This window comes from Paraburkholderia bannensis NBRC 103871, from assembly GCF_000685015.1.
Classification (GTDB): Bacteria; Pseudomonadota; Gammaproteobacteria; order Burkholderiales; family Burkholderiaceae; genus Paraburkholderia; species Paraburkholderia bannensis.
The window spans coordinates 214,825-233,270 of sequence record NZ_BAYA01000007.1; the positions used below are offsets into that span (position 1 = coordinate 214,825).

The 18,446-nt window shown below is 61.6% G+C and carries 21 protein-coding genes; all 21 read right to left on the reverse strand.

Translation table 11 applies throughout. The features are described from left to right. Nucleotide 1 precedes the first annotated feature (1 nt). Nucleotides 2–640, reverse strand: a complete 639-nt coding sequence (locus tag BBA01S_RS45155) for a hypothetical protein (protein ID WP_052391751.1) — start codon at nt 638–640, stop codon at nt 2–4. A gap of 110 nt (nt 641–750) precedes the next feature. Next, nucleotides 751–1,065: a hypothetical protein gene (locus BBA01S_RS14305; protein WP_027817059.1), complete on the reverse strand. Its 315-nt coding sequence runs from the start codon at nt 1,063–1,065 to the stop codon at nt 751–753. Continuing rightward, nucleotides 1,062–4,454, reverse strand: coding sequence for a host specificity protein J (locus BBA01S_RS14310; protein ID WP_407668309.1), 3,393 nt, complete (start codon nt 4,452–4,454; stop codon nt 1,062–1,064). Before BBA01S_RS14310 ends, BBA01S_RS14305 begins: the two co-directional genes overlap by 4 nt. Nucleotide 4,455: 1 nt before the next feature. Further along, complete coding sequence (locus BBA01S_RS14315) at nt 4,456–5,016, reverse strand: tail assembly protein (protein WP_027817061.1); 561 nt, start codon at nt 5,014–5,016, stop codon at nt 4,456–4,458. Continuing rightward, nucleotides 5,009–5,680 carry a hypothetical protein gene (locus BBA01S_RS46815; protein WP_042297110.1) on the reverse strand — a complete coding sequence of 224 codons (672 nt, stop codon included), beginning with the start codon at nt 5,678–5,680 and terminating at the stop codon, nt 5,009–5,011. The genes BBA01S_RS14315 and BBA01S_RS46815 overlap by 8 nt, the downstream gene beginning before the upstream one ends. Then, nucleotides 5,664–6,431 (reverse strand): C40 family peptidase, encoded by a 768-nt coding sequence (locus BBA01S_RS14325; protein WP_027817062.1) that lies wholly within the window; start codon nt 6,429–6,431, stop codon nt 5,664–5,666. Before BBA01S_RS14325 ends, BBA01S_RS46815 begins: the two co-directional genes overlap by 17 nt. Next, entirely contained in the window at nt 6,432–7,118 is a 687-nt protein-coding gene (locus tag BBA01S_RS14330; protein WP_027817063.1) for a phage minor tail protein L, read from the reverse strand. Then, complete coding sequence (locus BBA01S_RS14335; protein ID WP_027817064.1) at nt 7,115–8,662, reverse strand: hypothetical protein; 1,548 nt, start codon at nt 8,660–8,662, stop codon at nt 7,115–7,117. The genes BBA01S_RS14330 and BBA01S_RS14335 overlap by 4 nt, the downstream gene beginning before the upstream one ends. Nucleotides 8,663–8,666: 4 nt before the next feature. Beyond that, nucleotides 8,667–9,008: a phage tail protein gene (locus BBA01S_RS14340; protein WP_027817065.1), complete on the reverse strand. Its 342-nt coding sequence runs from the start codon at nt 9,006–9,008 to the stop codon at nt 8,667–8,669. Between the two features lie 2 nt (nt 9,009–9,010). Next, on the reverse strand, nt 9,011–11,704 hold the full coding sequence (locus BBA01S_RS14345) for a phage tail tape measure protein (RefSeq protein ID WP_027817066.1): 2,694 nt from the start codon (nt 11,702–11,704) through the stop codon (nt 9,011–9,013). Then, nucleotides 11,694–12,128, reverse strand: a complete 435-nt coding sequence (locus tag BBA01S_RS14350; protein ID WP_052391752.1) for an HK97-gp10 family putative phage morphogenesis protein — start codon at nt 12,126–12,128, stop codon at nt 11,694–11,696. The genes BBA01S_RS14345 and BBA01S_RS14350 overlap by 11 nt, the downstream gene beginning before the upstream one ends. Then, the gene (locus BBA01S_RS41250; RefSeq protein ID WP_042297113.1) at nt 12,121–12,447 is read right to left on the reverse strand and encodes a phage tail assembly protein T; all 327 of its coding nucleotides are present in this window, start codon (nt 12,445–12,447) and stop codon (nt 12,121–12,123) included. The genes BBA01S_RS14350 and BBA01S_RS41250 overlap by 8 nt, the downstream gene beginning before the upstream one ends. Nucleotides 12,448–12,461: 14 nt before the next feature. Continuing rightward, on the reverse strand, nt 12,462–12,839 hold the full coding sequence (locus tag BBA01S_RS14360; RefSeq protein WP_027817068.1) for a hypothetical protein: 378 nt from the start codon (nt 12,837–12,839) through the stop codon (nt 12,462–12,464). Between the two features lie 9 nt (nt 12,840–12,848). Next, complete coding sequence (locus BBA01S_RS14365) at nt 12,849–13,277, reverse strand: phage tail tube protein (RefSeq protein ID WP_027817069.1); 429 nt, start codon at nt 13,275–13,277, stop codon at nt 12,849–12,851. A gap of 4 nt (nt 13,278–13,281) precedes the next feature. Further along, on the reverse strand, nt 13,282–13,635 hold the full coding sequence (locus tag BBA01S_RS14370) for a DUF3168 domain-containing protein (protein WP_027817070.1): 354 nt from the start codon (nt 13,633–13,635) through the stop codon (nt 13,282–13,284). Then, the gene (locus tag BBA01S_RS14375) at nt 13,628–13,990 is read right to left on the reverse strand and encodes a phage head closure protein (protein ID WP_042297116.1); all 363 of its coding nucleotides are present in this window, start codon (nt 13,988–13,990) and stop codon (nt 13,628–13,630) included. Before BBA01S_RS14375 ends, BBA01S_RS14370 begins: the two co-directional genes overlap by 8 nt. Further along, complete coding sequence (locus BBA01S_RS14380; RefSeq protein WP_027817072.1) at nt 13,990–14,571, reverse strand: head-tail connector protein; 582 nt, start codon at nt 14,569–14,571, stop codon at nt 13,990–13,992. Before BBA01S_RS14380 ends, BBA01S_RS14375 begins: the two co-directional genes overlap by 1 nt. A 6-nt stretch (nt 14,572–14,577) precedes the next feature. Continuing rightward, entirely contained in the window at nt 14,578–14,763 is a 186-nt protein-coding gene (locus BBA01S_RS14385) for a hypothetical protein (protein WP_027817073.1), read from the reverse strand. 61 nt (nt 14,764–14,824) lie between these two features. Then, nucleotides 14,825–16,141 (reverse strand): phage major capsid protein, encoded by a 1,317-nt coding sequence (locus BBA01S_RS14390; RefSeq protein WP_027817074.1) that lies wholly within the window; start codon nt 16,139–16,141, stop codon nt 14,825–14,827. 98 nt (nt 16,142–16,239) lie between these two features. Continuing rightward, nucleotides 16,240–17,208: a S49 family peptidase gene (locus BBA01S_RS14395; RefSeq protein ID WP_027817075.1), complete on the reverse strand. Its 969-nt coding sequence runs from the start codon at nt 17,206–17,208 to the stop codon at nt 16,240–16,242. Next, nucleotides 17,205–18,419 carry a phage portal protein gene (locus BBA01S_RS14400; RefSeq protein WP_245641496.1) on the reverse strand — a complete coding sequence of 405 codons (1,215 nt, stop codon included), beginning with the start codon at nt 18,417–18,419 and terminating at the stop codon, nt 17,205–17,207. The genes BBA01S_RS14395 and BBA01S_RS14400 overlap by 4 nt, the downstream gene beginning before the upstream one ends. Nucleotides 18,420–18,446 lie beyond the last annotated feature (27 nt).

Sequence of the window (18,446 nt, forward strand, 5' to 3'; positions counted from 1 at the left end):
TTTAGAGATTGCTAAGATCGATCGCCATGAATCGCCAGTCGAACTGCGATCCGAAAGCGACGTTGTTTGATGGGTGCGACGCGCTCCCCACCTGGTAGTACTGGTAGAGAAAATTGACGGTATTGCCCGACGTTTGAAGGCCGCTCATGTTGTACCAGCCGGTGCTATTGACGCCGCCGCCGGTTGGACTGAATACGCATGCGGTGCCGAGCGCTGCCACGCCAACTTTCGAAGCACCCGAGTACGACCACGAATAGGCGCGAGAGTCGACCTGCGCCCACTGCCCCCAGCCGGGCCCAGCACCCATGATGTTGCCGCTTTGCGTGTCGAGCACGCGCGCGAGGCGCTGACGCGCGTCAGCGACGAGATTTCCGCTCTCGTCGAAAACCTGAAGGCCGAACCCTGCGCCACTGGGCGCGGCAGCTTGAGCTTGGTCGAAGATGTAGACCGTAACGCTCGCCGCTGCGCTCGACCAGATCTGCACCGTCCATGTGCCGTTGCTGCTCGTGCACTTCAGGATCGCCACGTAAGCGTTCGGGCTGTATAGCGCGATTAGCGGCTCGCTGGCGCTAAACGAGAAAGTGGCAACATTGGCATTGAACGTGTATTGGACGCCTGCATTCGACCTACCGGCGTTCATCGTGCCGGCGCCAGTTGTAACGTTCAGCACTTGACTCAGTGCGTACGTCTGCCTCATGCCATCAATCTGGACTAGCCCGCTGTCCGTCCATGCCTGAAATCCAGCGGTCATCAGAATGCCCCGTAGTACAAGATTCCGTCCTGATAAATGTCGTACTGTGTGCTGTTCTTCGCAGCGTACGACCAGCTGACAGTGTTTCCCGAGAGCGAGAAGCGTGGAACGATGACGCCACCGGACAGGTATCCCTCTCCGACCATTACACCTGGCTGGAACGACACCCAGCCGCCTTGCGTGAAGGCATCATCGACCACACTTCCGCCAACCCCGCCACCTATCGAGCGCGTGCCGATGATGCGCATGATGCGATACGTTGCATCGAGAACGATGTTTCCGCTCGCGTCCCAGATTTGAAGTCCGGCACTCATGACCAAAGCCCCAAACGCACGCGCAGCACGTTGTTGTTGTCGTAGACCAGCAGCGTCGAGTCGGTCAGCGTCATGTACCCGCTGCCACCGTTGGCGCCGTTGAGCGTCAGGGTTCCGTTCTTGTCGAGCTTCCAGCGTGGCTGACCGTTCGCGCCCACGGCGGTCGACTGGATCACGTCGCCGATCATCAGGTTCGTGATCCAGCCCGTTCCGATAAGCGCCTGCGAAATGAAGACTTGCCCGCCTTGCACGACGAACGGCGACGTAACGGCACTCCCGTTCGGGTCGAGAATCGCAACGCGACTCGCAGAAAGCAACACGGTCGATTCGACGACGCCACTGCTGTTGTCCACGCCCACACCAATTCCTGCGATGTAGGTTCGGCCATTCGACGTGATCTGCGTCTTGATCTGGTACGACGCTGCGACGCGCCCGTTGAGGTCTGCATAAGAACTCGCCACGGTTTGAACAGCAGCCGTGTTTGCGTCCGCCTGCGCCTGCACTGTCGTGATCTGCGTCGCGAGCGCGCTGTCGCCGTCCACGCGCGCCTGAGTTTCCGTTTGCACCGCCGCAAGCAGCGTTGCCTTCGTCGAGCTCATTTGTGCGGTGACTGTCTCCAGATTCTTCGCGGTCGCCATGTCGCCTTCGGCGCGCGCGGACTGCTCAGACCAGACGCCCGCATAGACCTCCGTCGAACCCGCATAGCCGCCGTCGTCGCCAGCCATGTCAGGAACGACCACCTGCGCGCTAACAGTGTCGATACGCTGGGAAAGCGCTGTATCACCATCCAGTCTCGCCTGCTGCTCTGTTGAGATCGCGGCAGCATTCGTTTGCACGCTTTTCTGAAGACCAGGAATCGCATTGATCGGCGCGAGAAGATCTCCAGCGAGCTGCGTCTTTGTGATCTGGCCGGTGAGGTACGACAGAATCTCGTCGGCGTCACTGCTACTCTGGCCATTCACGCCCGCGCCAGCCGGATACCACGGGCCGATGTTCCCCGAGGTGTCGACGAGCCGCCCCCAGAAAAAGAATGACTGCCCCGCAGCGAGTCCCAACAGCACGGCGCGCGCCTGCGGATATGGATACAGCGACAGGCGCGTCGCCGCGCTACGGTCGTTCGTCTTGCCGTACCAGATGTCGACATACTGTGTGTCGTTTGCCGAACCGTCAGCCGGGAACGTCCAGTCGAGCTGAATCGCGAACACCTGCGTCGTAGTCGTAAGCGTTGCGAGTGCCGGCGGCGGACTCGTCTTGCCAGTGAGCACGGTGTTGGTGCTATACGCCGGGATCGACGTGACGCCCATCGCGTTCTCGGCGCGCACGCGGGCCAGATAGGTACCCTGATAGATGCCCGCCACCTCCACCTGCAGGCCGCCGGTTTGATTCGCCGGCACCCAATCGCCGTTATCCTTGCGCCACTCAGGGATGTAATTCACCGCGCTCGACGCCGAGTCCCACGCGATCACCATGTTCGTCTTGGCGATGCCCTGATCCGTGTACGAGTACGTCGAAACGCGCACGTTCGTCGGTGGCACCTGCGCCGACGGCGGCACGACAGTCGTAGGCCGCTGCTGGATCTGCGCGCCAGTATCGATCGCTGCATACTTGCCGGGCTCATGCTGTGCCGCGGTGATCGTGTAGGTGATCTGGCCGTTGTCGTCGTTTTCTTCGATGCTCGTGACACGGAACAACTGCGCCACCAGATCCGCGCTCTCCAGCATCCAGACCGCGCTGGGAACAGCGTTGTCGTCGAAGGCATCCGATACAGTGATCGTGTTGCCGTCCAGCGATTGCACCGTGCGCGACTGCGCAATGCCCGACGGCATGATCACGGTGAGCTTGTCGCCCGCCGCCGTAGCCGGCGCCTTGTCGAGCACGACCGCCCGACCATTCATCGAGCGAATGCGGCCGCCCATGCGCCGCCCAGCCTTGTTTGTATCCGCGACCGCAATCACTTCGCCCGGCGCGCAGAGCTGGGCGTCCAGGCCGACCTGGAACGTAACAGTGTTCGTTTCGTAGCGGCTCGTGAGCAGCGTCCAAAGGCCAAGCCGATGCGCCTGCCCCTGCGAGGTCGTGCCGAATGCCGTGATCTGCGCCTTTACGACGCCGTACCGCGCGAGGCCATCATCATCGGAGACGTACTCGACGGCCTGCTTGTACTGGTTAGCCGGATCGTTCCAGCTGATCTGCGCGACCGTGTAACGCGACTTTCGCTCCGACCCGGCATAGGAAAACTTGCCTTCGACGACGTTGGCCTGCGTATAGACGTATGGGCCCTCAAACGGCATGTCTGCCGTGACGAGGACTTGCCCGGCACCCCAATATGCTTGCCCGCGGAAGATGCCTGCGATGTCCTGCAGCACCTTGAACGCGTCGGATTGCGACTGGATCACGCAGTTGCACGTGAAGCGCGGCTCGGTGCCGCCTTTGCCATCCGGAACCATCACATCGCAGTACTGCGCGATTTCGTACAGCGCCCACTTGTCGAGCGACGAAGCGTCAACGAACTTGCCTGCGCCGTAGCGATCATTCAGCACCAGGTCGTACATCACCCACGGCGGGCAGTTTGTCCATGCCTGCTTGAATGTGCCGTCCCACACGCCCGAGTACGTACGCTGCACCGGGTCATAGTTCGACGGCACGCTGATGATGCGTCCCATGATGTCAAACGAGCACGTCGGCACTGAGCTGAACGAACGTGCATCGAAGGTCATCCCGACGAGCGCGCTCATCGGGTAGCGCAGCTTGCTGTCGATCACCTCAGTGATCGCCTCGATATTGACCGTGTCGGCGATCAGCGAGCTATGTGCATTCGGCGTGACGCGGCGAACGCGCACCACCCAGCCAGTCGATGACATAGGCAGATCCACGCGAACACTGCGCTCGTACAGCGACGTGGTCTTGCCGTCAAATGCGCCACTCACCACCTGCGAAAACGAGCCACCCACCGGAGCGAGATCAATCGCGTACTCGACCCGATAACCCGTTACGTCGCCTGTCGACGCATTCGATTGCTGAAACTGAGGCAGGCCGAACCTGAGACGCACAGCGGAAAGCTGCGTGTTCTCGATCTGATGCACCCACGGCGAGTCCGACGTGAGAGCCAGGCCGACAGCGGTCTCGTTCTCGACGGACGGGAACCCCGAGAGATAGGCCTGATCCTGCGTGCCGACGCGGGTGTCGACAGAGTAGTTTTCGAAGTTGCTCGATCCGTCGCCATTCAGGATCGGCGTGCCGTCGAGCAGAACTGATTGCAGCCCGTTGACTAGCCCATAGATCGGGCCTTCTGAAACAACGTGGAGCTGCTTCGCATAGGCGATCGAATGCAGGCTATCCGGCGACTCTGCCGACGTGCTGCTGCCACTGCCCTTTGCCCCAGAAATTCGCATATCAGGCCTGATCCTCTGCATAGATGCCGGAGCTGATAACCTTCGAGCCCACCACCATTCGCCCGTACACAATCGGCACGGGCTCGCCTTGCGCAGCGCTGTTGACGGGGCCGTTGAAGTAGTACGAAGTGCCGTTGTCGGCGACACCGGCAAGCCCCGCCGTCTGCGGGCTCAACATCTGCACAACACCGCCTAGCGCCATCGACGCACCCAGACCTATCAGCGTGGGCATTTGCGTGAACACGCCGACGGCAACTAGCGCCGCGCCCAGGATCGTCTGGAAGAGGCCACCGCGTTTGCTGCCGACCAGCATGGGAGCAATGCGGATCTCGTCCGCGCCAGCTGGGTATTCGAGCTCGTCGAGCGCGAGGTTCTGCTTTCCGATGAATACTGCGAACGTCAAACCACGCTCGCGCGAGCGCGCCAAAAATTGCCGAAAACCGGGAATGACGACACACAGGGCTCGCATTGCCTCAGCGGCCGACTTAACTGCGAGACGGTGCACGCGACCGAACTTGGACAGTGGGCCATAAAGGCGAATTGTTCGAAGCTTTTCAGACATGCGCCCCCCTGGCTTTGAGTGGCACGCCCTTTCTCACAGGCAAAGAAAGCGCCTGCTCGACAGACCAGCCGTCACGCAAACGGCTGTGCAGCGTTTGCACGCTCACGCCAATATCTGCGGCCCAATCAGTCAGACACTGAGTAGTCCCGCCGAACGCAATCACGAAGTTGTCGCGCTTATTCCGACTTTGAATTGCTGGCGTAGCCCATCTGCAATTGCCGGGCTCGTAGTTGCCATTTACGTCAATCCGATCAATCGACATGTGGGCTGGAGCCTCACCCATGTCGGCAAGAAAATTCTCGAATGACGCCCACCGTTCGCAAACTCTGACCCCTCTGCCGCCATAGTTACGAAAGCATTTGATTCTTGGATCAGCGCACCTTCTACGCATTCCGACCCAAATCCTGAAAGTGCGAGTACTCGACATGCCATGAGTTTTGGTCGTTCGCGCGAGCGCAAGCTGATTTCGCGCAATCAACTGCTCGCGATGCAAGCACCCACAAGAACTGGTGTTCCCACGACGCAGGGCAGCACCGCGCACATTCAGCGCTTCGCCGCAGTCGCATACACACGACCATGCGACGTCACGCCCGATGTTTTGTGCTTGTCGCGTCACACGTAAACGACCAAACCGGCGACCAACCATCTCAACCTTGCGCACCATCGCTTATCCCTCCATTGAATCGAAGCACTGTCCGCAGGCACTGCTTCCACATACCGCCCCATACGGCGCGCCCCGAGAGCCGCCCGTGCATGTGGTGCAGGAAATGGCCATCGCCGATATAGACGCCCGCGTGATTCGGCACCCCGTTTCGGCTGCGGATCTGCATGAGCAGCACGTCGCCGATTTCGAGTTCCGCCTCCGCACCCATGTCGTCGAAGCCCGCGGCGCGGTAGTTTTCGAGATAGAGAGATGAATGACCGTCGTCCCACCAATCGTCACGCCGCTCGAAATCGCGCAGGACGACGTCGCGCTCTAGGCGATACCAGTCGCGCACGATGGCGTAGCAGTCGTGAATGCCGTGCGCGAACTGCCGCCCGATGAGCGGCGCGACGAACCCGCTCGGGACAAGTTCGCACCAGTCATCCACTGCGATCGAGCCGTTGGCCTGCATGCCAAGCGAGACGATCACCCAGAGTTCGATGCCGCTTTGCTCACACATCGCCTTGTCGGCAGCGCTGGGCCGCGCTGGCGCGCCAGGGTGAGAATGCACAAGCGCGACGATCTCTCCTGCGTCCTCGGCGCGCGCGTAGTCCTCGGCAGCGATCACAAAGTGCTCCGTCGGTGTGGCCGCCCAGTTCGCGCACGGCATGTACGTTTCGACGCCAGCCACAGACGTGACGAATCCAACCGCCTCGCGCGGATACTCCGCGATCGCATGCGCTGCAATCGCGGCTTTGATCGATTCATTCATTCAGGAAAGTGTGTCGCTGAGGAACCCGCCGAACGGGAGTTCATTGTTGACGCCAAAGCGGCATTGGCAACCGGTGGCGATTTTCATGCTGCAACGGTCAAGCGCGGGATCGGTCACCGAGTTTCCATCCACATCAAAGTACGCAACGCCGGTGTATCCGCAGTTCGCATCGCGATACTTCCACTGGCAGATGCTCACGATCTGTCGCGCCGGCAATTGCTGGCCGCCGAAGTCAAGCGGTGACGCAAGCGTGAACTCGACCGACAGGCCGGGTTGCTCGTTGCTCTTCTGCTCAACACGCCAAATTTCAGGCGCCATTTCCTCGGTCGGATCTGCCGTCGGATTGCCGCCCGAGAAATTGACCGCGTCGAGATACTTAACGAGCGTCCTCCGCCGACGCACCGTTGCGCCCACCAGATCAGCGAGATACACGCACAGCGCGGAGATCGTGCTGTTGACGTCGCTCACTGTCAGCGTAGGCGTCGGCTGCTGAGAGTCAGTCGTGCGCTTGAAGCCGGTCGCCTGAATCGGCCAGGGCTTGTACTCATTGCCCTGCCACCAGATCGACCCAGCTTGTAGGTGCTGGTGGAAGCGCATCATGTCCCCGCCGATGGCAGTGCAATCCACCTCGAAAAGTTCGATCAGCCGCCCCGGCTCTAGCTGTTGAATGTCTGCCGTGATCGTCACTGAGCCGCCTCCAGCTTTTCAATGCGCGCGGTGGCAGCGTCGAGCATCGCCTTGAGCTTCTGCACCGCTGCAAACAGCGGCATCACGAGGCGCGAATAGTCCACCTGTTGCGGAACGATCGCCTCTCGAAGTTCGAGCACGTCTTCCGGTTGCACGTCCGCAGGATCGCAGTCGTCCCGGTAGACAGGATGGATTGAAACCGCATCCTTCTCGCCCGTCACCACGTGAGGAAACTGCGCCGCGATTTCGTGCGCGAGCGCGAGATCATGCTCGGCGCCCTCGCCGTCAGCCGTGTAGTAGCCGCGATACACCGGCACTGCGCACACGCGTTCCAGCGCATCGAGCGACATCCCAACGACCGTCTTGATCCGATAGTCCGATGTGGTGTTGTACGAAACCGATGTGCCGCTCGGCGTCGAGATGCCGCCGATCTGTGCGCCGTTGCAATAGAACTGAATGAGACCGGAATCCCACGTGCCAGACGCATTGCCGTTCTTCGATACCCAGATCCCCGCTGCCTGCTTGCGCTGCACGTACAGGCCGTGATCGACGCCAAATCCAACGCCGTCCGCCGATGCCGTGCCGTTATAGAGCCCGGCGATGTTCACCGCCCCCACTGAGACATTCCCGTCCGCGGTGATGCGCAGGCCGCCCGCAGTCGTTCCGTTCGGGCAAATCGACAGATTCGCGCCGACGCCAGCCCCGGACGTCGCAAGCAACAGGACGTCGCCAGATCCAACGATCGGATTGAAGTACGCCCCACCCGTATTCGGAATGACCTGCAGGCGCGGCCCGCTGGCCACACCGTTTCCGAAGGATGCGGCAACCGTCGCGCCGGTCGCGGCCTGATTGCTGCTTACGTCGAGGACTGCGCCCGTCCACGCGGCGGCGGTGCCAACCTTTGACGACCCAAGGGTGGCCGCTCCGCTGACGCTCAGCGTGGCCGACGATACGTTGCCGGAATATGCGCCGCTCACGCCAGAGAACGCGCCCGCTGCTGAGATCGACGCATTGGTCGTGATGAGCGAAGTGCCCGAGAGCGAGCCAGTTGCCGCGATATTTCCAGCGACGCCGCCGGTGAAGGTGGCTGCGCCAAGAACCGTCAGCTTTCCCTGTACCGTTTCGTCGAGCCCCTTCTTTCGCCCAATCGTGCGCCAAAGCGAAACGCCATCCGTCTCCCACGTCAGCCGCTCACCCGGCTTTACAACGACGAGGCCGGGCGGCGTATCGCCGCTGCCCGTTGCAACTGCCATCGTGATGTCGTAGCTCCCAGATAGGTTGTGCACCGACACGATCTGGTCGACACCGGTCGTGTTAGCAGCCGGGAAGCGCACCGTCGATGCAGCAGTAGGCGTGAAATTCACGCGCTTGCCCATGTCGGTGGCAGTCAGGTCGCGGACTGCGTTCGGCGAAGAGCTGGTGAGCGTGGCCTGCGTGCTTAGAACTACAACGTTCGCGTTCGCCTTCACGTTTGCGGAACGCACGGTGTCGCCGTCTTTACCGGCCGGCGCCGTACCGAGATTTACGCTTTGGAGTGCGGTCATGTTGTTACGGAGCGAAAGTTTGTTCGAACGTTGCGGTCATGGTGTAGACGCCGCCGTCTTTCGATGGGCGGCTCCACGTCTCGCAAACGAAAAGCAGAGGTGCGGCTTCGAGAGGCGGCGTCCAGAGAAAAGACGTTGCGCCTCCGTGCGCGATGAGGAATGCACGGATCGCTGAGATCTTCGCGGCGTCGCCGATGAACTGCAGATCGAACGACGCCGCGACATTGTTCAGACCGTCGGGCGCGCGCTGCGCGTAGCCATCGCCGAACTGTGCTTTGCGCACGGTCGCGGTGTCGGTGCCCGACGTGTTCGCTACAGTAGGCACCCAGGTGAAAGTGTCGGCCATCGTCAGACCTTCCCGTACTGGTTCTGCCAGAGATAGCCACCCTGCCCCTTCATCTTCTGGGCCATGCGGCTATCGACCAGCTTCTGCACCTGGGCCTGCAGCCAGTTTGCGTCGTTCTGGTCGAACGATGCGCCGCCGCTCGACGTCACGCCCACCTGCACGTGCGTATCGCCGCCACGCGCTGCTGGCGTGACACTGGAAGATGCGCCGACCAGACCGCCCGTCGCGAAGCGCGCCACGCCGTGCACGCTCGCACCGTTATTCATGGCGGAGAGGTTCGACGCGCCGATACGCTTCACCGTCTCGGCAGTCATAACGAACTCGCCATTGCTGAGGCGTGCCGGAATGCTGTCGCTCGTGCCCGTGCCTGGCCCAGTGATCAGACCGCCTGTCGCGTGGCCAATCACGCTGACGGCAGATGAATCTCCACCGAAGAAGCTGAACGCTGAGAGCGCCGCCTTTGCGATAAGCGCTTCTGACGTGATCTTGATGAACCCGCCGACGATGCTCTTTACGAAGTCGCCCATCTGGAACCGGCCATCGACAGCCAGCTCGGTAAGTTGGTCGCCGAGATTGCTGATCGCGCTCTGCGCGGTGTTATTCGCCACAGATGCGAGATCGCTCGTCTTGTCGATGATGTCCTGAAGACCGCCCTTCGCACCCTTTACCCAATCGCCATTGGCGACGTCGGACGCTTCGAAATACGACTTGGTCTCATCACGGCGCGCGTCGAAGCGCTTGTTGATGGACGCACGCTCATCGACGTCTTGAGGCGAGCCGTCAAGGTTTTTGGCGACGGCTTTTTTCTGCCACTCGGCCAGCTCCTTCTGACGCTCCGTCTCGATATTCAGCAGTTCAATTTGCCGCTGCCGCTCCTTCGTCCCGAGGCCGAGCGTTTCCAGCTCGATCTTGTGCTGATTCGCGAGCGCATCATTCTGGTCGACGATCTTGATGTTCGTCTCATAGGCTTCCTGATTCAGCTTCGCGCTGCGCGTGCGCAGATCGAGTTGCTTTTCAAGCGAGGCGTTGAGGCTGTATTGCGCGAGCAATTCCGACTGGTGCGCGACAACGCTTTGTTGCGCCTTCGTCAGCGTCTTGCCAGCGTAGCTATCGATTTCGGCACGAAGCTCGGCCTCCTTCGCAGCCCATCCGGTCAGCTTCTCCTGCCCGCTTAGCGAGCCCTCAAGCGTGGCCTGCGCCTGCTTCGCCTGATCCATCAGCGTGTCAGCGCGCGATTCCTGATACGCCTTCGTCGAGTTGTCGCCCTTCGAAAACGAGAGCTGTCCGGTGCCGACCTGCGTATGACTGTCGCCGTGAGGAACGGTATCGCCCCACAACCTCGACATGAAGTCGGCGTAACCTTGCCCCTCTTTCTTGAGGTTGCCATATCCGACCTGAGCTGCCGCAGACGCAAGCTTGAACTGCCCCGTCAGTCCATAGCCAACGACGGTCGCCAGCGTCGCGACAACTTCCGACGTTTGTTCGAAGCCGATCACGAGCGTTGCAACCGCGCTCGCCGCGGTTTTCATGATGAGCGCTACGCCAGAGTAGAAATCGTTAAGCAACGGCTTCAGCGCGACGTTGTCGCTCAAAGCGTCCGTCAGATTGATGATCGTCGGCAGCAACGCGGTCTTGGCCGCCATCGTCAGCGCGTCCATTTTCGCGTGCGACAGCTCAAGCTGCTCCTGCAGCGCCGAAAGCTGCGCGATCGTGCTGCTCGACATCACGGCGCCAACCTCACCAGCCGTGACGCCGAGCGCGTTCAGCTTCGCACTTCCCTGGTCAAGCAGCGGAATCAGGCTTTTACCCGCCGTGCCGAAAAGCTCGTTCGCGATGGCCGCCTTGCTCGCGCCGTCGGCACTTTTCGCAAATGCATCGGACACGCGCGCCAGAAGATCCTGGGGTGTCGCGGTCTTTAGAGTCTTCAGCGAGATCCCAACAGCGGAGAACGCCGCTGCAGCATCTTTATTGCCGTGCTGCGCCTCGTTCTGCGCCTTCGTCAAGTCCGACAGCGCATCGGCGGCGTCCTTCATCTCGACGCCAACCGTCTTCGCCGCAAAGCCGAACTTTTGGACGTCGTCCGTCGACACGCCGGTCTGCTTCGAGATCTTCTCGACAGTCTCGCCGTAGGTCGCCAACTGCTCGCGCGCGGAAAAGGTCGAATGCGCGGCGATGGCCAGCACGCCCACGAGCGCACCTACGCCCAGCACGACCGGATTCAGCAGCATGTTGAATGCGCCGGTCGCCTCCGCCATAACCAGCAGCGAGCCTGCGAACTGTTTGATGTTGCCCTGCGAGAGCTCGTGCCCAAGCACGAGCAGTTCGCGCTTCGCCTGCGACGACTCAAGACTGAAGCTATGCGTATGCGCGGTCGCCTTCGCGATCTGGTCGATATATGGCTTAACCGAATCGCTGAGCCCGAGATTGGCCGCCCGCATCGCGAGGACTTCAGCGCGCGTCTTGCCCGCCGTCGAGGCGTTCTTCAGCAATGCGTCCGTGAAGCTCTTTACGGCGCGCGCGCTCGCGTCGGAACCGCTTTGCGCCGCCTCGGCAATCGCATCCTGCGCGACCTGCGTGCGCTTCGCCATCTCGGATTGCGTCGAGATGAACGAGTTTGCGGACTTGCGCGCACGCTCCAGCTCGGAGGTATAGCCAGATGCGTCGGCACCTACCTTGACGACGGTTTCATTTGCCACGCGCGGCCTCCTCAGCCTTCTTCTGGATCACTTCGATCACGGCCTCTGCCGCTTGCTGCTTCTTTGCGTCGTAGCCGGGTCTCAGGAACGGCTTGGCTGCCGCGCGCGAGGTGCCAAATTCCACGAAGCGCCCGTAGAACGCGTCCTTCGACCACGTGACGAGGTAGATAGCGAGGTGCCCCGCGACCGATTCCTCGTCGTCGTAGGCGATCAGCACCGAACGCTTCAGCGTGCCCGGAACGTGCTTCGTCCCCTTGCGCTCGTATGCATTCCCCACAGGCGCGCGCAACTTCACCTCCGCATGAATGACGCGTGCGCCAGCGACCGCCGCTTGCCTCAAAACCTCTTCGCTCGCGACGGTTTCCAGCCGATCCAGATAGTCAGTCAGCGCGGTTGGATTCTCGATCGTGATGCGGTTAGCCACTCGCCCTCCGCTTGACCTTGAACTTCTTGCGACCTTTTGCCTGAGACAGGTCTACGCCGAACACCGAGAGCGCGACGAACCGAGCCTGGTCTTTCGGATCGTCAAACAGCACTGGATCTGGCTTGCGTCCGCCCGGAATGAAATCGGCCGGCGCAAAGGCCGGCCGCTTCGGGTCGCGATGAATGTTCGCCATGGTTGACGCGACGATCCCCATACGAAGGTTCTCGATCGGCGTGCCAAACGGCTCGATGTTGTAGTACGCCATCCAGTGCGCGAACTCCACGCTGTCGATCTCGCGCTGCGCGCGCGAAACCGACATGCCGAGCGCGAGCGCTAGGCGGTGCCAGAAGAGTCGCTCTGGATGGCTTCGGAGTTTTTTTCCGCTTCCTTCGTTTGCGCATCGCCGAGCGCGTTCACACGCACGCAAACGAGGCCGACCTTCCGGATAAACGCCGCGTCCTTGGCGCGCAACACGCTCAGTTCTTCAGCCGTGAACAGCGGCTCGCCTTGCTCGTCGACCACCGTCGCAATGACGACTGCGGAGAAGTAGACGCTGTCGCTCGTGCCGAGATCCAGCAGAGCCTTCTGCAAGGCATCGCGCGCGAAGCCGTCCATGACCTTGATCCGCACGTCGCCGACGCCCTCGATCGGCACGACCTGCGTCGCCGGCTCGGCCAGCTCCAGAAACTGCTCCTTAGTGATAAGGCTCATCGCACTCCCTTAAGCGGCTGCCGGCGTGACTTCGATGTCGCCGGTGATTTTGATGACGACCGTGCCCTTCACGACGTTGTCGACTGCCGAGGTGATCGGGAAGCTCTTCACATAGGCCTCGAACTCGATGGTCGTGCCGTCGCTGAGCGTGGCCTGATACGACGCGATGACGCCCGTCTTCTTGTCGGCGAGCAGAGCAGCGTGGCTCGCCTCCTTCATATTGATATTGATGTCGAACGAGACGGTGTCCCAGTCCTGCAAACCTTGGCGATACTCCTTCGCCGTACTGTCGAAATCCGTCACGTCGATGTCACTCGCGGAACCTGCGAAGCCGTTGAGGTTCGACATGTTCTTGATCGCCGACCACACCGGCGCCTGCGTCGTGCCGGTGTTTTTCGCGAGCTTTGTGCCCTGCGAACTGACTGCGGTGCTGGTCATGGTTTCACTCCTGATACCAGATTGAATAGTCCTGCCGACTGCCGAAAAGCTTCGTTTCGTCCTCGTAATCCGGGACGGACGCACCGATCGGCGTGCCAAACACAGGCGCAGAAGTCATAGCCGCCCGCACCTGCTGAATGAGGGTCGCCGCTTCGGCACGCGTGGTCGCCCATACGGTCACCTGCATGCGGCAGTTTTGAAGCGTGTCTGCGCCGTCGAACGTGGTTTCATCGACGCCGCCGGCACCCTGATAGACGATGTACGGCTTGACGACAGTCGCGGGCGCGACGTCTGGGTAGACCCGACCGCTCGCCAGCGCCTTGATCGCGCTATAGGTCACAGATTCAGCGCTAGCCATCGTTGGCGCCCTCCGTACACGCAAGATCCGTGTGATCCCGTGTGTCGAAATCGGGCAAGGCCTTCAGAATATTGAAGACCCCGTCGATTACCTCCAGACCACCAACCGTTCGCACAACGACCGCCCGCATACCGTTGTCAATGCCGGTTCGAAAGCGGATGCGGATGCTCGCCGTCGCCTCGCCAACATCGCTGTCCGCCCGGAGCGTTTCCTTGCCCGTGAGCATCTTGACGTTGCAGCGAACGGTCATGACCTCGACCCAAGTGTCGAGCGGCTGTCCGGTATCCGGGTCGCGATCGTCGTCTCCTGCGCGGCGCTCAATCCGAACACGGCGGTTTAGCTTCCCTGCTTCCATCAGAACCTCGGCGGGACAGTGATTGGTGCCAGCAGATAGGCCGCATAACCATCCGGTATTTCCACGATGGCTTGCCGCGACTGGCCAACAGCGAAAAGCTCGCGCTGTTCGTACGCCAATGCGGCCGCAAGCAGCATCCACGATCGAACAGAAGGAAACTTGGCGAGATCGGTGCCCGCTTGATACGTGATGGTCACAGTGCGCGCGTGCGGCCATGGCCACGGCGCGATGCTGGTCGGCGAGAGGGCCGACTCCTTGCCATACTGCACAAGCTCGTACGCGCTGGGATCGAGCGTTTGCGCGACGCCCTTCGTGTCGCGATACTCGACGCTCTCGATGCTCAGCACCTGCCCAAGCGACAGCGGAAACTCGCCCTGCGGAAAGCCGGGCAAGCGCTCGACGTAGCGCGCTTTTCGGATTGCCGCGCCGGCCTGCGATTCTGCTGCCTGGCGCGCGCCGGGGATCACGACGTCTTCGACGTATTGCCGCTCGTCTTCGTCGTCAATACGGCACTGCGAGTCGACATCCTCGAAGGTGAGCGGCTCCGCGTCGTCTATGTATGCGACGAGAACGGCGGCCATAGTGCGTTAGCCCTTAGCCGCAGCAGCCTTCGCCGCGTCGCCCTTCGCCGCGGGCTTAGCATCCTTGGCGTCCGCCTCGTGCTCTTCCGCGATGCCCATTTCGATGAGCTTATCCGCGCGCTCATCCTCGAAACCGGTGACATCACCGGGCGTGTATTGCCGGTGATGGCGCTTGATTTTGACCAGCTTCATGCTCTTTCTCCGATTGGCGGCCCGCACGCACAGGCGCGGGCCGCAGGCTCACAGGACAGGCTTACGCGCCCCAGGTCACGGCGGTCAGAACGGCGATCGATTCGACGTGGCGCGGGCCGAAGTCGTTCTTCGCGATCACGCGAATCAGCGTCTGGTCGCGCTGGAATGCGCTGACGACGTTGCCTTCGGAGTCCTTGTAGGTGGCTTCCTTGCTGTAGTCGATTTCGAGCGTTTCTTCTTCGCCGATGAACACGTCACCGAAGTCAGCGAAGTAGATTTCCGACTCGTTCGTGCCAGCACCCAGGTTGACCGGAACCTGCGTGGTCTTGCCGACCGGATAGCCCTTCAGCATGCCGTTGTCGAGTTCCGGATAGACCTTGTTGCCATTGCCGTCGCGCAGGCTCGTGAGGAAGCGGAAGACGCGCGGCGCCATGATCCAGCCGGGCTGAGTCATGTTGGCGTCGGCACTTTCCAGCGCGAGGATCGCCTTGTTGAGGTCGGTATCGACCTTCTGCAGAGTTGAGCCGTCGCTCGCCGGGATCAGGTTGCCACCGAGCGCCCAGAAGCGCAGGCCCTTCGGCGTGTTGGCCGTGCCGTCGTCACGAATGAACGCTTTGTCTTCGCGGGCGCCGATCGCGCTCGTCAGATCCGAGACGACGAGCTGATCGACGTTCGGGTTGACACCTGCGTACTTGATCAGATCGTTCGCAATCGGCACCAGCGCGGCGAGCTTCTTCGCCGTCAGTTGCAGATCGTCGAACTGTTGCTCGGTCGCGGGCATGTCGCTGTCGGCGCCGATGTAGCCGACGACCGCACCACCCTTCAAGCGCGGAATGGTGATGTTGCCGTTCGAGATCGGAAGCGTGCGCGCACCGAGGTTGCGAACGACCGACTTGGGGCGCAGCAACTCGATCACTTCGCTCGACAGATTTGCCGGCACGAGGATGCCGCCCGCACTCGAGCTGAGCGTGTTCAGCGACATCGCGACCTCTTCACCGAAACCACGATCGATCGCGAGCTGCGAGGCAAGCTTCGCGTCGCCGCCGGCAGCAGCGAGAGCGCGAACCATGCGCGCCATCTTGGCGCCCTTCACTTCCGGCATCTTCGGCTGAGCCGGCACACTCGCCGCCGGGCTGCCCGCAGGCGCGGTCACCGCAGCCGGCGTCGGGTCGACGGGAACTGCTGCAGCCGCGGCCATCCGCTCGGCGGCTTCGGCACGCTCGATCTGCGCGGCGATTTCGCCGAATTTCGTGGAGAGGTTCGCGAATTCGGTGTGCTGCTCGGCCGTCAACGCAACGCCGCCGGCTTCGATTGCCGCGAGCGCCTGAACCTGCTGGTTGATGTTGGCGCGTTCGCGGCGAAGTTCATTGAGGTTCAAAGTCATCTCCAAAAAAAATGCCGCCCGGAGGCGGCGACACTTCACTGTGGCGCGAACGCGCTCACACGAGAATTTGGCGGGTCAAAACAACTGGTGTTTCAGCAGCGCGCGAGCATGTTCATGGCCGCGGCCTGCGCGGCCACGCTGCGACGCGACGTCGGCTGGCGCGATGAGCGCGAGGCGCGCACTTCCGCTGCGATGCGGTTCACTGCCGCTTGTGGCGTTTCCATGCTGTCCGCGAGCTTCGCGTCGATGCCCTGCTTGCCGAAGTAGATACCGGCTTGCGTGTCCTTCACTGCTTGCGTGCTGAGCCCACGGAAGTTGGCGATGGCATCGACGAACTGCTCGTAGCTGTTCTGCACCATGCCTTGCAGGAACTGCAGCGACTGATCGCTCAGCGGCTCGTGCGGCGTGAGGTCGTTTTTGTGGTCACCCGCAAACACTGACGTCACCTTGACGCCCTGCTGCTCGTCACGTTTCGAGACATCGACGTGTTTCGCAATGACGCCGATGGAGCCGACGCCCGACGTCTGGCTGACGATGATGTTCGAAGCAGCGGCGGCGATCAGATAGCCGCCTGAGAAGGCAGAAAAGTTGACGATCGCCGTGATCGGTTTCACCTGCGAGGCGGCGCGAATGTCGTTCGCAAGCTCGAAGGCGCCGGTGGCGCTACCACCGTTCGTGTCGATGTCAAGGATGATGTGCTCGACCATAGGATCCGCAGCGGCCTGGTTGACCGACCCTCGCAGGCCCTCGTAGCTGGTCATCGGCTCGCACGCGTTCATGTGCGCCGAGCGCGACACGAGGATGCCCGACACCGGGATGATGTCCAGCCCGGTATCGGCGACAACCGCAGCCCGGCGCTCTGACGCGCTGGGCCGCATTTCCGGGCCACCGTACGGCCCGTCGTCGTCCATGATCTGCGGCTGCACGCCATTCACACTCAGGTTGACGATGTTCAGGTGCAGCGACTGACTCGCCCACTGCATTGCGAGATCCATCATGTGGTCAGTCACAAGCTGCGGCTGGTTGAAGAGCAGGCTCGCGAGCCGGAGGTGTGGTCTCAAGATAGGATCCTTTGAACGTCTTCGATTTCCGCCTTGGTCGGCTCACTCTTGCCAGCCGAAACTGGTAGCGGAAGAGGTTTCGACGCGTCCACCATGTTCAGCGGCTGCAGGTAGACATCGCCGCCTTGGACGGGAGGCATGTTTTCGAGGCGGCGAATGTCGTTGATCGACAGCCAGCCCCACTGGCGCCCGACCGCATACGCGGCGTAGCGCGACGCCTGATCGCCCCGCAGGAGACCCGCGAGGTTGTATTCGATGAAGTACTCGTTACGCTCCGACGGGAGCAGCAGATCGCGCGCCTTCGCCTGCTCGTGCCGCTTCACCCACGGCAGCAGCGTGTAGATCACGTACTGCAGAGACTGATTCTCGATGTTGCTGAACGTCGCGCGCTCCAGCTCGTTCACCATGTGCGCCGGAATCTTGTAGATGCGCGCAATGTCGAGCGTCGAAAGCTTCAGGGCGTCGATCAGCGCCGCATCGACGTTGGTCATCGACAACGGCTTGAAGGTCATGCCCTCCTGAAGCATCGCAACCTTCTTTGCGTTGCCGGAGCCACCGAACTTCGCATTCCATGAGTCAGTGATGCGATCGACGCTCGCCTGATCCTTGAGCGGCGTGCCGGGGCGCTCGATGACGCCCGAGAGCGCGGTGCCGTTCAGGAACGACTTCCCGGCGTACTGCTGCATTGCCTGCGCGTGCCCGATAGCGTTCGCATGCAGCATGATCGGCGACAGGCCGGTGTAGCCGTTAATCGACATCCAGCGCACGTGGTGCACGAGACGCTGCGGCATCGGATCTGAGCCGTAGACGCGATAGAAGGGCATCAGATCACCGCCCCTCATCACCGTCACAGACTCATTACACAGTGGATACAGGCCCTGGATAACACCGTCCGAGTCACGGTCGATGTAGCTGTAGCTGTTGCCGCGGAGGCCTACGGCTACCTGCGACTGCTCCTGATATTCGAACGGCGTCTGCCATGGATTCGGCGCGTACTTCAGGATCGGATACAGCGGATGGTCGGTCGCTGGCTTTCGGTCATCACCCACGCGCCGATAAAGCTCGATCGGCAACTGCGCAATGCTTTCGGCAAGCAACGTAATGCAGTTCTGCAGAACCGTCAGCGAGAGCGCGCTTGCCGGTGAAACGACTTGCCCGGAATCCGAGCGCGAACTACCCAGAAACGACGAGAGCCAGCCGCCCGGCCCCATCTGCGTCGTGCCGCCCTCGGCGAGCAA

Coding starts and splice junctions, on each gene's coding strand:
- BBA01S_RS14400 (WP_245641496.1), bottom strand. CDS start 18,419: ATGGGGCCGGGCGGCTGGCTCTCGTCGTTTCTGGGTAGTTCGCGCTCG.
- BBA01S_RS14310 (WP_407668309.1), bottom strand. CDS start 4,454: ATGCGAATTTCTGGGGCAAAGGGCAGTGGCAGCAGCACGTCGGCAGAG.
- BBA01S_RS45155 (WP_052391751.1), bottom strand. CDS start 640: ATGAACGCCGGTAGGTCGAATGCAGGCGTCCAATACACGTTCAATGCC.
- BBA01S_RS14385 (WP_027817073.1), bottom strand. CDS start 14,763: ATGAAGCTGGTCAAAATCAAGCGCCATCACCGGCAATACACGCCCGGT.
- BBA01S_RS14375 (WP_042297116.1), bottom strand. CDS start 13,990: ATGGAAGCAGGGAAGCTAAACCGCCGTGTTCGGATTGAGCGCCGCGCA.
- BBA01S_RS41250 (WP_042297113.1), bottom strand. CDS start 12,447: ATGTCGGTTTCGCGCGCGCAGCGCGAGATCGACAGCGTGGAGTTCGCG.
- BBA01S_RS14380 (WP_027817072.1), bottom strand. CDS start 14,571: ATGGCCGCCGTTCTCGTCGCATACATAGACGACGCGGAGCCGCTCACC.
- BBA01S_RS14315 (WP_027817061.1), bottom strand. CDS start 5,016: ATGTCTGAAAAGCTTCGAACAATTCGCCTTTATGGCCCACTGTCCAAG.
- BBA01S_RS14305 (WP_027817059.1), bottom strand. CDS start 1,065: ATGAGTGCCGGACTTCAAATCTGGGACGCGAGCGGAAACATCGTTCTC.
- BBA01S_RS14370 (WP_027817070.1), bottom strand. CDS start 13,635: ATGGCTAGCGCTGAATCTGTGACCTATAGCGCGATCAAGGCGCTGGCG.
- BBA01S_RS14365 (WP_027817069.1), bottom strand. CDS start 13,277: ATGACCAGCACCGCAGTCAGTTCGCAGGGCACAAAGCTCGCGAAAAAC.
- BBA01S_RS14335 (WP_027817064.1), bottom strand. CDS start 8,662: ATGACCGCACTCCAAAGCGTAAATCTCGGTACGGCGCCGGCCGGTAAA.
- BBA01S_RS14325 (WP_027817062.1), bottom strand. CDS start 6,431: ATGAATGAATCGATCAAAGCCGCGATTGCAGCGCATGCGATCGCGGAG.
- BBA01S_RS46815 (WP_042297110.1), bottom strand. CDS start 5,680: ATGGTGCGCAAGGTTGAGATGGTTGGTCGCCGGTTTGGTCGTTTACGT.
- BBA01S_RS14360 (WP_027817068.1), bottom strand. CDS start 12,839: ATGAGCCTTATCACTAAGGAGCAGTTTCTGGAGCTGGCCGAGCCGGCG.
- BBA01S_RS14340 (WP_027817065.1), bottom strand. CDS start 9,008: ATGGCCGACACTTTCACCTGGGTGCCTACTGTAGCGAACACGTCGGGC.